At 65.7% G+C, this 13,560-nt stretch carries 11 protein-coding genes; 1 reads left to right on the top strand and 10 read right to left on the bottom strand.

What is annotated here, in order from left to right; all coding sequences use genetic code 11:
* Positions 1-73 precede the first annotated feature (73 nt).
* From nrdE to nrdH, 3 genes are all read right to left on the bottom strand, one after another.
* Positions 74-2,179 carry a class 1b ribonucleoside-diphosphate reductase subunit alpha gene (nrdE, locus tag ASC59_RS15480; RefSeq protein ID WP_055825750.1) on the bottom strand — a complete coding sequence of 702 codons (2,106 nt, stop codon included), beginning with the start codon at positions 2,177-2,179 and terminating at the stop codon, positions 74-76.
* Positions 2,180-2,205: 26 nt separating this feature from the next.
* Positions 2,206-2,610: a class Ib ribonucleoside-diphosphate reductase assembly flavoprotein NrdI gene (nrdI, locus tag ASC59_RS15475; RefSeq protein WP_055825747.1), complete on the bottom strand. Its 405-nt coding sequence runs from the start codon at positions 2,608-2,610 to the stop codon at positions 2,206-2,208.
* Positions 2,611-2,822: 212 nt separating this feature from the next.
* Entirely contained in the window at positions 2,823-3,056 is a 234-nt protein-coding gene (gene nrdH / locus ASC59_RS15470) for a glutaredoxin-like protein NrdH (protein ID WP_055824762.1), read from the bottom strand.
* Positions 3,057-3,553: 497 nt separating this feature from the next.
* Here nrdH and ASC59_RS15465 point away from each other — a divergent pair, with 497 nt between their 5' ends.
* On the top strand, positions 3,554-3,928 hold the full coding sequence (locus ASC59_RS15465; protein ID WP_055824760.1) for a VOC family protein: 375 nt from the start codon (positions 3,554-3,556) through the stop codon (positions 3,926-3,928).
* Positions 3,929-3,964: 36 nt separating this feature from the next.
* On the opposite strand, the gene ASC59_RS15460 is transcribed toward ASC59_RS15465, so the two are convergent.
* The 7 genes from ASC59_RS15460 to ASC59_RS15430 form a co-directional block, all read right to left on the bottom strand.
* Positions 3,965-5,140, bottom strand: a complete 1,176-nt coding sequence (locus ASC59_RS15460) for a LacI family DNA-binding transcriptional regulator (protein ID WP_082513731.1) — start codon at positions 5,138-5,140, stop codon at positions 3,965-3,967.
* Between the two features lie 117 nt (positions 5,141-5,257).
* Positions 5,258-6,502 carry a multiple monosaccharide ABC transporter permease gene (mmsB, locus tag ASC59_RS15455; RefSeq protein ID WP_055824758.1) on the bottom strand — a complete coding sequence of 415 codons (1,245 nt, stop codon included), beginning with the start codon at positions 6,500-6,502 and terminating at the stop codon, positions 5,258-5,260.
* A 51-nt stretch (positions 6,503-6,553) separates the two neighbouring features.
* Complete coding sequence (gene mmsA, locus ASC59_RS15450; protein WP_055824756.1) at positions 6,554-8,080, bottom strand: multiple monosaccharide ABC transporter ATP-binding protein; 1,527 nt, start codon at positions 8,078-8,080, stop codon at positions 6,554-6,556.
* Positions 8,081-8,229: 149 nt separating this feature from the next.
* Positions 8,230-9,315: a multiple monosaccharide ABC transporter substrate-binding protein gene (gene chvE, locus ASC59_RS15445; protein WP_055825740.1), complete on the bottom strand. Its 1,086-nt coding sequence runs from the start codon at positions 9,313-9,315 to the stop codon at positions 8,230-8,232.
* A 201-nt stretch (positions 9,316-9,516) separates the two neighbouring features.
* A complete protein-coding gene (araA, locus tag ASC59_RS15440; RefSeq protein ID WP_055824755.1) occupies positions 9,517-11,031 on the bottom strand; it encodes an L-arabinose isomerase in 1,515 nt (504 codons plus the stop codon).
* A gap of 58 nt (positions 11,032-11,089) precedes the next feature.
* Complete coding sequence (locus ASC59_RS15435; RefSeq protein WP_055824753.1) at positions 11,090-12,736, bottom strand: xylulokinase; 1,647 nt, start codon at positions 12,734-12,736, stop codon at positions 11,090-11,092.
* Positions 12,733-13,446, bottom strand: coding sequence for an L-ribulose-5-phosphate 4-epimerase (locus ASC59_RS15430; RefSeq protein WP_055825737.1), 714 nt, complete (start codon positions 13,444-13,446; stop codon positions 12,733-12,735). Before ASC59_RS15430 ends, ASC59_RS15435 begins: the two co-directional genes overlap by 4 nt.
* Between the last annotated feature and the right edge of the window lie 114 nt (positions 13,447-13,560).

The following is a 13,560-nucleotide window of genomic DNA, read 5'->3' as shown; positions in this document are numbered from 1 at the left end:
TCGTCGGCGCTACTCGACCAGCGAGGAGTGCCGGCGCATCCGTTTCACTGAGACGAATGCGCCGGCCGCTAGATCACAGCGCGCAGGAGACGCACATTTCCAGCTCGGTGCCCTCGAGGGCCATCTGACGCAGACGGATGTAGTAGATCGTCTTGATCCCCTTCTTCCATGCGTAGATCTGCGCCTTGTTGATGTCACGCGTGGTCGCGGTGTCCTTGAAGAACAGCGTGAGCGAGAGGCCCTGGTCGACGTGCTGCGTTGCCGCGGCGTAGGTGTCGATGACCTTCTCGGCACCGATCTCGTAGGCGTCCTGGTAGTAGTCCAGGTTGTCGTTCGTCATGAACGGCGCCGGGAAGTACACGCGGCCCAGCTTGCCTTCCTTGCGGATCTCGATCTTCGCGGCGATCGGGTGGATCGACGCCGTCGAGTTGTTGATGTACGAGATCGATCCGGTGGGCGGAACGGCCTGCAGGTTCTGGTTGTAGATGCCGTACTGCTGGATGGATGCCTTCAGCTCGCGCCAGTCGTCCTGCGTGGGGATGTGCACGCCCGACTGCTCGAACAGCTCGGCGCCGCGGGCGGTCGACGGCAGCCACTCGGCATCCGTGTACTTGTCGAAGAACTCACCCGACGCGTACTTGGAGTCCTCGAAGCCCACGAAGGTCTCACCGCGCTCCTTGGCGATGTTGTTCGAGGCACGCAGAGCGTGGAACAGCACCGTGTAGAAGTAGATGTTCGTGAAGTCGATGCCCTCTTCGGAGCCGTAGTAGATGCGCTCACGAGCGAGGTAGCCGTGCAGGTTCATCTGGCCTAGGCCGATGGCGTGGCTCTTGTCGTTTCCGTCTTCGATGGAGCGAACGGATGCGATGTGGCTCATGTTCGAGACGGCGGTGAGGCCACGGATGGCGGTCTCGACGGTCTGGCCGAAGTCGGGCGAGTCCATGGTGAGGGCGATGTTCAGCGAACCGAGGTTGCAGCTGATGTCCTTGCCGATGACGTTGTAGCTGAGGTCCTCGTTGTAGGTCGTGGGGGTGTTGACCTGGAGGATCTCGCTGCAGAGGTTCGACATGTTGATGCGGCCCTTGATGGGGTTCGCCTTGTTCACCGTGTCTTCGAACACGATGTAGGGGTAGCCGCTCTCGAACTGGATCTCGGCGAGGGTCTGGAAGAACTCGCGGGCGTTGATCTTGGTCTTCTTGATGCGCGGGTCGTCGACCATCTCGCGGTACTTCTCGCTGATCGAGATGTCGCCGAAGGGCAGGCCGTAGACCTTCTCGACGTCGTACGGGGAGAACAGGTACATGTCCTCGCCGTTCTTGGCGAGCTCGAAGGTGATGTCGGGAACGACGACACCGAGCGACAGCGTCTTGATGCGGATCTTCTCGTCGGCGTTCTCGCGCTTGGTGTCGAGGAACTTCATGATGTCGGGGTGGTGCGCGCTCAGGTACACGGCGCCGGCACCCTGGCGGGCACCGAGCTGGTTGGCGTAGCTGAAGGAGTCCTCAAGAAGCTTCATCACGGGGATGATGCCGCTGGACTGGTTCTCGATCTGCTTGATCGGGGCGCCGGCCTCGCGGATGTTGGAGAGCGAGAGGGCAACGCCGCCACCGCGCTTGGAGAGCTGCAGGGCGGAGTTGATGCCGCGCGAGATCGACTCCATGTTGTCTTCGATGCGCAGCAGGAAGCAGGAGACGAGCTCACCGCGCTGCGCCTTGCCCGTGTTGAGGAACGTGGGGGTGGCCGGCTGGAACCGGCCGCCGATGATCTCCTCGACGAGGTTCACGGCGAGGGTCTCGTCGCCCTGGGCGAGACCGAGCGCGGTCATCACGACGCGGTCTTCGAAGCGCTCGAGGTAGCGCTTGCCGTCGAAGGTCTTGAGCGTGTAGCTCGTGTAGTACTTGAAGGCACCGAGGAAGGTGTCGAAGCGGAACTTCTTCGAGTAGGCGAGGTCGTTGAGCTTGGTGATGAACCCGAACGAGTACTGGTCGAGCACTGCTGCCTCGTAGTACTCCTTCTCGACGAGGTAGTCGAGGCGCTCCTTGAGGGAGTGGAAGAAGACGGTGTTCTGGTTGACGTGCTGCAGGAAGTACTCCCGCGCGGCCTCGCGATCCTTGTCGAACTGGATCTGCCCATCATCGCCGTAGAGGTTGAGCATCGCGTTGAGCGAGTGGTAGTCCATGCCCACGCGTGGCGCGTCGATCACGGCTACGCCGCTGTCAGTTGCGTTGACCAAAATGCTTCCAATCCTTCGTTGACGGCGGTGACGTCGTCGGGTGTTCCGAATACTTCGAATCGATAGAGGTGCGGCACGTGGCACTTCGCCGCGATGATGTCCCCGGCGAGGCAGTAGCCCTCGCCGAAGTTGGTGTTGCCTGCGCCGATCACGCCGCGGATCAGCATCCGGTTGCCCGGATCATTGAGAAAGCGGATGACCTGCTTGGGTACTGCGCCGTCCCCGTCGCCCCCGCCATAGGTGGGAAGAACGAGCACGTAGGGTTCGTGCACGGTCAGCGGAGCGTCCCGCGGGTACAGCGGGATGCGTGCTGCCGGTCGGCCCAGCTTCTGGATGAATCGGTGCGTGTTGCCCGAGACGCTCGAGAAGTAGACCAGGTTGACGTGGTCATTGCCGCCAGCCGCCGCGTTGGTGACGGTGCTGCCGGTCGCGTTAGTGTCTCCGTTGCCGGCGACGTCAACGCCGGCTGCGTTCGTGGGGCGGCCCTGCGAAAGGGGCGCGTTGATGGTGACCACCGGCATCCTCCTTGTTCTCCGGTGACGCGGATATTCGATTGCTGCGTCGATACCGAGAAACGGATGCGGCGGGATCAGGCCAGGCGCGAAGCCAGCTCGCTGATCTTGTCGGGGCGGAAGCCCGACCAGTGGTCTTCGTCGGTGATGACGACCGGGGCCTGCAGGTAGCCGAGTTCCTTGACGGCGGCCAGAGCGTTCTCATCGACCGAGAGGTCGAGAACCTCGTACTCAACGCCCTTGGCGTCGAGAGCGCGGTACGTGGCCGTGCACTGAACACACGAAGGCTTCGTGTAGACCGTTACCGTCATTTCTCTGACCCCTTTTGGCTCGTTCTGAGTTGTTGTCTTGCTGTACTTCAATACTACATCTAGTGCTTCCCGAAAGGAACGCCCACAAGATGCAGTAGTTACATTCGTGTAGTTCTCCACAAGTAATTCACCTGTTTTCAACAGGCTGGCTGATGCGGATCGGCTTGTTTCCGGCCTTCGGGAGCGAGTTGTCCACAGCCCCCATTTCGGGAAATCCACGTGTTGTGGAATTGCACCGGGCGTGTCGCGCCGTGTCGCCGTCTAGTGCTGCTGCAGCGCCCGACCCCTACATGTTGTGTTGTGCTGCACACTCTTCCACCACCCACCGACACTGCGCCTGCACGACGCGCGGGCGTGTTCGGCGCCCGTTCGGGGGCGTGCGCGGATGCCGCGTTACCGCCGTTCTTCTCGTCTGGCGGCATCCGCTCGCCATTCCCTCTGTCGGTGGTGCGGACTACGGTGAAACGCATCCCCGCCATATACAAAGGAGTATCGCCATGGATTGGAAGATCGAGCTCATCTTCGTGCCGGTGACCGATGTCGATCGGGCCAAGGAGTTCTACGTCGACAAGGTCGGCTTCACCCTCGACCACGACCAGACGCCGTTCGAGGGCCTGCGCTTCGTGCAGCTCACTCCCCCGGGCTCGGCGTGCTCGATCGCATTCGGAACGGGCCTCGGCGTGCAGCTCGAGCCCGGCCAGCAGAACACGATCCAGGTCGTGGTTCCGGATGCCGCCGAGGCGCGCGCGCATCTGCTCGCGAACGGCGTCGAGGCGTCCGAGGTCGACCCGCAGGCGTGGGGCAACTTCGTCACCTTCGCCGACCCCGACGGCAACACGTGGACGCTGCAGGAGCTGCCGAAGCGCGACTGACGCGCCGGCCGGCGGCTGAACAATCCCGGTCGCGCGTCAGCGCGCGGAGCGGGGCGCCCCGGTGCGCGGCGGCGCCGTGCTCTCGCGCACGACCATCTCCGAGACCCGTCCGGCACGGTCGCCGGCCTTCTGCTCGTCGACGAGCACGTCGAGCACGACGGCCATGATGTCGCGTCCGAGCCCGCTGAAGTCCTGCCGCATGGTCGAGAGTGGTGGCGCGAAGTGCGCGGCCTCTGGGATGTCGTCGAAGCCCATCACGCTCACCTCGCCCGGAACGCGCACGCCGGCATCCCGGAAGGCGTGCAGCACCCCGAGGGCCATCTGGTCGTTGCCGACGAACACGGCAGTGGGGAGCGGATGGCTTGCGTCTCTCGCACCGAGCAGAGCGCGCCCGGCCGCGTATCCGCTCGTCGACTGCCAGTCGCCGATGATCGCGGGGCGCTGCGGCAGGGCATGGGCTGCGAGGGTGTCGCTCCAGGCCCGCACACGCTCGGTCGCATCCATCGAGTCGGCCGGACCGGCGACGTGCGCGATGTCGGCGTGCCCCAGGCCGATCAGGTACTCCACGGCCTGGCGTGCGCCCTCGTACTGGTTCATCGCCACACGGTGGAAGCCGTCGAGCTCCTCGGACGAGACCGCGACCAACGGCACTGAGCGCTCGATGCCGCGGATGATGTCGAGCGCCTTGCGCTCACCCGAGATGAGCACGATGGCCTCGACGTTGTGGCGCACCATCATCTGCACGGCCGCGCGCAGCGAGTCGGCGTCGATCTCGCGCATCCCGGCCTGGGTCACCGTGTAGTTCGCAGCGTGCGCCGCCTCGTTGAACGCGAGCGCGGCGTTCGACGGACCGTAGTCGGGGCGCCCGGCCTGGATCAGGCCGATGGTCTGGGATCGTCGCGATGCGAGCGTGCGAGCGGCGGGCGACGGCACGTACGAGAGCTCGGTCATGGCCTGCTCGACGCGCACCCGGGTGGAGGCCCGCACTCCCGGCAGGTTGTTCAGCACCCGCGAGACCGTCTGGTGCGAGACCCCGGCCACTCGAGCCACGTCGAACATGGTGGCCGCACGGCCGCGGTTCTCGTCGGGCTGAACGGATGCCGCCACTCGCCCGGGCGCGCCCGTCGACGAGGAACCCACGGATCCCGCACCGGCAGCGCTCGGCTCAGCGGTCACCGCTGCGTCAGCGCGTGCGGCATCCGTGTCGGTCATCGCGACTCTCCCCCTCGAGATCCATCAGAATGTTCGCTCCCGCGGTGAAGCGGCCAACGGCGGCCGGACTTCCTCAGCCCGGCCGCCGCCGTCCCACCACCACCACAGAGGAGGGACCTACTGGCCGCCGGAGCGACGCTTGTTGTAGACATCGAAGGCCACGGCGAGAAGGAGCACGAGGCCCTTCACGGCCTGCTGCCACTCGATGCCGATACCCATGATCGACATGCCGTTGTTCAGCACACCGATGATCAGACCACCGATGATGGCGCCGCCGATGGTGCCGACACCGCCCTGCACCGCTGCTCCACCGATGAAGGCGGCGGAGATGGCCTCGAGCTCGAAGCCGTCACCTGCCTTCGGGCCGGCGAGGTTGAGGCGAGCGGTGAAGATGAGTCCGGCGAGGGCGGCGAGGAAGCCCATGTTCACGAACAGCCAGAAGTCGACCCGACGGGTCTTGATGCCCGACAGCTCGGCTGCGTGACGGTTGCCGCCGATCGCGTAGATGTGGCGACCGAACACCGAGCGGTTCATGACCACGCCGTAGACCATGACCAGCACGGCCAGGATGATGAGCGTGACCGGGATGCCCTTGTACGAGGCGAGCGCGTAGGTGAAGAAGCCGATGGCGACCGAGACGAGAACCAGCTTGGTGATGAACCAGACGATCGGCTCCACCTCCTGGCCGTACTTCTGGCGTCCGCGGCGGGTGCGCAGCTGCTGCACGATCAGGGCGACGATGGCCAGCGCACCGATTCCGAGGGTGAAGATGTCGGGATCGGATTCGCCGAAGATGCCGTTCACGAAGCCGTTGCCGAGTGCGCGGTACTCGGTCGGGAACGAGCCGATGTTGGCGTTGCCGAGCACGACGAGGGCGAGGCCTCGGAAGATGAGCATGCCGGCCAGCGTCACGATGAACGCTGGGATGCCGACGTAGGCGATCCAGAAGCCCTGCCAGACACCGACGGCGGCTCCGATCGCGAGCGACAGGATGACGGCCAGCCACCAGGGCATGCCCCAGGTGACCGCGAACAGTCCGGAACAGGCGCCGACGAAGGCGGCCACCGATCCGACGGACAGGTCGATGTGGCCCGCGATGATGACCATCACCATGCCGATCGCCAGAACGAGGATGTATCCGTTCTGCACGATCAGGTTGGAGATGTTCTGCGGTCGCAGCAGGATGCCGTCGGTGAGGAACGAGAACAGCACCACCACGATGATGAGGGCGATGAAGATGCCGTTCTTGCCGAGGTCGCTCAGGATGTGGCTGAGGCGCTGGGTGAACTTGTTGTCGATCGGGTTGAGGTTGCCGCCCTCGAGCCTGGTCTCGGTCTGAAGTGGAGCGTTGGGATCTGACATGGTGATGTCTCCTCTGGAAGGTGCGTGGACGGAAGCGGGCCAGCGGCGGCGCTAGCGGGGCTTCTCCATGGTCATGAGCTTGAGTACGGATTCCGGGGTCGCCTCTTCGATGGGCAGTTCACCGGTGATGCGTCCCTCCGAGAGGGCGTAGATGCGGTCGCAGATGCCGAGCAGTTCCGGCAGCTCCGAGGAGATGACGATGACACCCTTGCCCTCTGCCGCCAGCCTGTTGATGATCGTGTAGATCTCGTACTTCGCACCGACGTCGATGCCGCGGGTGGGCTCGTCCAGGATGAGGACATCCGGGTCGGAGTAGATCCACTTCGACAGCACGACCTTCTGCTGGTTGCCGCCCGAGAGCTTGCCCGTCTTCACGAGCACGCTCGGCGCCTTGATGTTCATCGAGGTGCGGTACTCGTTGGCGATCTTGAACTCCTCGTTGTCGTGAACGAGGCCGTACTTCTCCAACTTGCCGAGCGAGGCCATCGAGATGTTGCGCTTGATGTCCTCGATGAGGTTGAGGCCGTAGGTCTTGCGATCCTCCGTGGCGTAGGCGATGCCGTTCTCGATCGCCTCGGACACGGTGCGGGTCTTGATCTCCTTGCCGCGCTTGAACACCTTGCCGGAGATGCGCGATCCGTAGGTCTGACCGAACAGGCTCATGGCGAACTCGGTGCGGCCCGCGCCCATGAGGCCGGCGATGCCGACGATCTCTCCGGCGCGCACCGTGATGTTCACGTTGTCGACCATCACGCGCGAGGTGTCCTGCGGGTGGTGGGCGGTCCAGTCCTCGACCCGCAGCAGCTCCTCGCCGATGTTCGGCGTGTGCTCGGGGTAGCGGTGCTCGAGGTCGCGACCGACCATGTCCTTGATGATGCGCTCTTCGGAGACGTCGGCCTTGGCGATCGTCTCGATCGACTTGCCGTCGCGGATGACCGTGACGGTGTCGGCGATCTTCTTGATCTCGTTGAGCTTGTGGCTGATGATGATCGACGTGATGCCCTGCTCCTTGAGGTGCAGGATCAGGTCGAGCAGGTGATCGGAGTCCTCGTCGTTCAGTGCCGCTGTCGGCTCGTCGAGGATGAGCAGCTTCACGCGCTTCGAGAGGGCTTTCGCGATCTCCACGAGCTGCTGCTTGCCGACGCCGATGTTCATGATCTTCGTCGTCGGGTTGTCACGGAGGCCGACGCGGTGCAGCAGCGTCTGGGCCTCGTGGTTGGTCTTGTTCCAGTCGATGAGTCCGCCGCGGCCCTTGACCTCGTTGTTGAGGAAGATGTTCTCGGCGATCGACAGGTAGGGGCTGAGTGCCAGCTCCTGGTGGATGATGACGATGCCCTTGGCCTCGCTGTCGGTGATGTCCTTGAACTCCACCACCTCATCCTCGAAGACGATGTCGCCCTCGTAGGTTCCGTGCCCGTAGACGCCCGAGAGCACCTTCATGAGCGTGGACTTTCCGGCGCCGTTCTCGCCGCAGATGGCGTGAACCTCGCCCCGGGCGACCTCGAGGGTGACCTCGGACAGCGCCTTCACGCCGGGGAACGTCTTCGTGATGCCTCGCATCTCGAGAATGTTCGTCATTCGTTTTCCTGACTTCCTCGCCGGATGCTCCGGTGACGGACGGGAGTGGTGGTTCGACGTCGGCGGGCCGGGGCCTGCTGCGAGAGTACTCGTACGCAGGCCCCGACACGCTTCAGTCGATCATCGGGACGATCGGGTGATCGAGGGTATTAGCCCTTGATCTCCTCTTCGGTCCAGTAGCCGCTGTCGACGAGGACCTCGTTGATGTTGTCCTTGACGACGATCTGCGACTCGAGCAGGTACGACGGAACGACCTTCTTGCCGTTGTCGTAGTCCTCGGTGTTGTTCACCTCGGGCTTCTCACCGTTCAGCAGGGCGGTCGCCATGTCCACGGCCACGACCGCGAGCTTGCGGGTGTCCTTGAAGATGGTGGCGTACTGCTCACCGGAGTTGATGGCCTTGACCGAGTCGAGCTCGGCGTCCTGGCCGGAGATGAACGGCCATTCGGCGCCCACGGTGTAGCCGGCGTCGGTCAGAGCCGAGATGATGCCTCGCGAGAGACCGTCGTAGGGCGAGAGCACAGCGTTGACCTTCGAGCCGTCGGAGTAGCTCTTGGTGAGGATGTCCTCCATGCGGCTCTGTGCGACCTCGCCGTCCCAGCGCAGCGTCGCCGCCTGCTGGAAGTCGGTCTGGCCGCTCTTGACGACGAGGGTTCCGTCATCGATCAGGGGCTGCAGGGTGTCGATCGCACCGTTCCAGAAGAACGTGGCGTTGTTGTCGTCGGGCGAACCGGCGAACAGCTCGATGTTGAACGGTCCCTTGGGTGCGTCAGCGACGGGCGCGCCCTCGAGGTCGACCAGGCCGAGTCCGCTGAGGATCGAGTTGGCCTGCTGCACGCCGACCTTGTAGTTGTCGAACGAGGCGTAGTAGTCCACGTTCTCGCTGTCGCGGATGAGGCGGTCGTAGGCGATCACGGGGATCTCCTGGTCGGCTGCCTCCTGCAGGACGCTGGTGAGCGTGGTGCCGTCGATCGAAGCGATGATCAGGGCTTCTGCACCCTTGGTGATCATGTTCTCGATCTGCGAGACCTGCGTGGGGATGTCGTCCTCTGCGTACTGCAGGTCGACCTTGAAGCCCTCGGCCTCGAGCTGCTCCTTGACGGCGTTGCCGTCCTGGATCCAGCGCTCGGAGCTCTTGGTGGGCATCGCGACGCCGATGAGGCCGCCGTCTCCCTTGGCACCCTCGGTGGCGCCGCCGCCGGCGCCGCCGCCGGAGCAGGCCGCGAGAGCGAGCATCGAGCCCGCTGCCAGCGTTGCGAGAAGAACCTTCTTGGTGGTCTTCACTGTGTTTCCTTTCACTGATGGACACCGTTGTTCACTGGGTGAGGTGCGGATCCGGTGTCGTCCATGAATCACCGGATCTTGATTGCCGTTCGGCCGGATGGCCGTGCGGCGGGTTGTTGAGTTGTGTGGTGCTCTTGGTGCTGGGTGTTGCGTTTACAGGCCTTGTGCCAGACGGTAGTACGCCTGGTTCCAGCGCACCTCCCGCGCGAAGTCGCGCTGGGTGGTGGTCTCATCGATCACGAGAAGCTCGGTGCGAGCGATCTCGGCGAAATCTCGGAACACGTCGACGCTGACGGCTGTCGACATGACTGTGTGGTGCGCTGCGCCGGCGGTGAGCCAGCATGCGGCACTCGTGGCGAAGTCGGGAGCCGGCTTCCAGACGGCGCGTCCGACGGGCAGCTTCGGCAGCTCGGGAGCCGACACGTTCTCGACGACGTTCGCCGTGAGGCGGAAGCGGTCGCGCATGTCGGAGAGCGCCACGACGACGGCGGGGCCGGGGTCGGCCGTGAAGACCAGGCGCACGGGGTCGTCCTTGCCTCCGATGCCGAGCGGGTGGATCTCCAGCGTGGGCTTCGACGTCGTGAGAGACGGCGACACCTCGAGCATGTGGGCGCCGAGGATGCGCTCGTTGCCCGGAACGAGGTCGTAGGTGTAGTCCTCCATGAGGCTCGCGCCACCGGGAAGGCCGGAGCCCATCACGTTCGCGACGCGCACCAGAATGGCTGTCTTCCAGTCGCCCTCTGCACCGAAGCCGTAGCCCTCGGCCATCAGGCGCTGCACGGCGAGGCCGGGCAGCTGCTTGAGTGCGCCCAGGTCCTCGAAGCTCGTGGTGAAGGCGCCGAAGCCGCCCTCCTCGAGGAACGAGCGCAGCCCGATCTCGATCGCGGCACCGTCGCGCAGGCTCTGGTGGCGGTCGCCGTCTGCACGCAGCTCGGGAACGACGTCGTAGAGCTCTTCGTACTCGGCCACGAGCGCGTCGATGTCGGCCTCGGATGCCGCGGCGACGGCATCCGCCAGCTCGTTGACTCCCCAGGTGTTGACCTGAACGCCGAACCGCAGCTCGGCCTCGGTCTTGTCACCCTCGGTCACGGCGACGTAGCGCATGTTGTCGCCGAAGCGGGCGAGCTTCAGGGTGCGCGATGCCGCCCAGCCGGCCGCCGCGCGCTGCCAGGTCTCGACCTGCTGCTGCACGGCCGGGTTCGACACGTGGCCGACGACGGTCTTGCGGGCGATGCCCAGGCGGGTCTGGATGTAGCCGAACTCGCGGTCGCCGTGCGCGGCCTGGTTGAGGTTCATGAAGTCGAAGTCGATCTCGCCCCACGGCAGCTCGACGTTGGCCTGCGTGTGCAGGTGCAGCAGCGGCTTCTGCAGCGCGTCGAGGCCGGCGATCCACATCTTCGCGGGGCTGAACGTGTGCATCCACGCGATGACGCCGATCACGTTGTCTGCCGCATTCACCTCGAGGGCCGTGCGACGGATGCTGTCGGAATCGGTGAGCACCGGCTTCCAGACGACCTTCACCGGCACGCCGCCACCCAGCTCGTCGGAGATGGCGCGCGACTGCTCGGCCACCTGACGCAGCGTCTCCTCGCCGTACAGGCCCTGGCTTCCGGTGAGGAACCAGACCTCGTAGTGCTCGAGCGAGGTGGTGAGGGTGGTGCGGGTCATGTGCTGGTCTCCAGGTGAGTGGTCGGTGTCGGTTGTCGGTGCGTGGTCGGTCGCTCGGTCAGAGCGCCTGCACGGCGGCGGCCTCTGCGGCGAGGCCGGCGCGATAGCGGTCGAGGAAGGCGGCGAAGCCGGCGACGTCTTCTGCGACGGGAGCGACGGTGTCGAACCCGGCGTCGGCGAAGACGCGCTCGTTCAGGTAGGTGCCGAGGTCGGTTGCAGAGCCGGTTGCCGAGCCGGTTCCGGATGCGGCACGCGACTGCTCTGCCAGGTACGACGCCAGCACCGCGATGCCCCACGCGCCGCCCTCGCTGGCGGTCTCACCGACGGCGACGGGAGCGTCGAGCGCACCGGCGAGCAGCCGCTGGGCGACCCCCGCCGTGCGGAAGATGCCTCCGTGCGCGAACATGCGGTCGATCGAGACGCCCTCGTCGGCGAGCACGCGCATGCCGAGGCTGAGGGTGCCGTAGACGCCGTAGACCTGCGCGCGCATGAAGTTCGCCAGAGTGAGCCTGCTGTCGGGGGTGCGCACGACGAGGGGGCGGCCCTCGGTGAGGCCGGCGATCGGCTCGCCGGCGAGGTGGTTGTAGGCGATGATGCCGCCGGCATCCGCCTCTCCGTCGAGGGCTTCGCGCAGCAGCACGCCGAAGGCGGCATCGGTGTCGACCGGGGTTCCGGATGCGGCAGCGAAGCGGGAGAACATGCTCACCCAGGCTGCGAGCTCGCTGGCACCGTTGTTGCAGTGCACCATGGCGACGGGGTCGCCGGCCGGCGTGGTGACGAGGTCGAGCTCGTGGTGCACCTGAGCCAGTGGGGCCTCGAGCACGACCATGGCGAAGATGCTGGTGCCGGCGCTCACGTTGCCCGTGCGCGGTGCGACCGAGTTCGTGGCCACCATGCCGGTGCCGGCATCGCCCTCGGGCGGGCAGAGCGGGATGCCGGCCTGCAGGGCACCCGAGGGGTCGAGGAGCGCGGCGCCGTCGACGGTGAGCGTTCCAGCGGCCTCGCCGGCGACGAGAACAGCGGGCAGCAGTTCTGCGACGCGGAGTGCTGGTGCACGGTCGGCGACCAGGCCGTCGTAGATCGCCACGAGGTCGGCGTCGTAGTCGGAGGTCGCCGAGTCGATCGGGAACATGCCGGAGGCGTCGCCGACCCCGATGACCTTGCGGCCCGTGAGCCTCCAGTGCACGTAGCCGGCGAGGGTGGTGAAGAAGGCGACGTCGGCGACGTGGGCCTCCTCGTCGATCACGGCCTGGTGCAGGTGGGCGATCGACCAGCGCAGCGGGATGTTCACGCCGAAGCTCTCGCTGAGCTCGGCGGCCGCCGGACCCGTCGAGGTGTTGCGCCAGGTGCGGAACGGCACCAGCAGCTCGTCGGAGGCGTCGAAGGCGAGGTAGCCGTGCATCATCGCCGAGACGCCGATGGCGCCGTAGGTCGCCGGCTCGACTCCGTGGTTGCTGCGCACCTGAGCGACGAGATCAACGTAGGCCGCCTGGAGTCCCTCCCAGACGGCGTCGAGGGAGTAGGTCCAGACGCGGTCGACGAACTGGTTCTCCCACTCGTGACTGCCGACGGCCAGCACATCGCTCGGGTCCTCGCCGATGAGGCAGGCCTTGATGCGGGTCGAACCGAACTCGATGCCGAGAGAGGTGCGTCCGTCGAGGATGGCCGCGCGGGCGGCATCCGTGGTGCTCATGTCGTCGCTCATCGGCGTGCATCCCCCGACTGCCCGTAGACGTTCTGGTAGCGGTCGAAGAGGCGGTCGATGGCCTCTTGCGGGATGGGGACGAGAGGTCCGGCCTCACGGGCGTAGTGCACGGTGCGGGCGACGTCCTCGACCATGACGGCAGCCTTCACGGCGTCCTTCGCGTCGGTGCCGATGGTGAACGGGCCGTGGTTCGCCATGAGCACGGCGCGGGAGCGATGACCGGAGAGGGTCTCGACGATGCCGCGGCCGATCGAGTCGTCGCCGATGATCGCGAACGGGCCGACGGGGATGGGTCCGCCGAACTCGTCGGCCATCGCCGTGATCACGCACGGGATCTCCTCGTTGCGTGCGGCCCAGGCCACGGCGAACGTGGAATGGGTGTGCACGACTCCACCGACCTCGGGCATGTTGCGGTAGACGTAGGCGTGCGCCGCGGTGTCGCTGGACGGGCTGCGATCCGAGCCCGGGGTGCCGGCGATCACGGTTCCGTCGAGGTCGCAGAGGATCATGTTCTCGGGGGCGAGGTCGTCGTAGGAGACGCCCGACGGCTTGATGACGAAGAGGTCTGCTCCGGGAACACGGCCCGACACGTTGCCGCCGGTCCAGACGATGAGGCCGTAGCGCGTGAGTTCGGAGTGCAGGGAGGCGACGTCGGAACGCACCTGCTCGATGGCTGCTTCGATCTCGGCGGTGAAGACGGAGCGCGTGATGCTCTCCTGGCCGGATGCTGATGCCACCGTGGCAACTCCTTCGTCGTGATGCTCACCGACGCACCACGGGACGGCGGCGTCGGAGCCGCCGCGTCGTTAGCGCTAACAGCCTTC

This window comes from Leifsonia sp. Root1293 (assembly GCF_001425325.1).
Classification (GTDB): domain Bacteria; phylum Actinomycetota; class Actinomycetes; order Actinomycetales; family Microbacteriaceae; genus Orlajensenia.
This window is presented reverse-complemented; position numbering and strand designations above follow the sequence as displayed.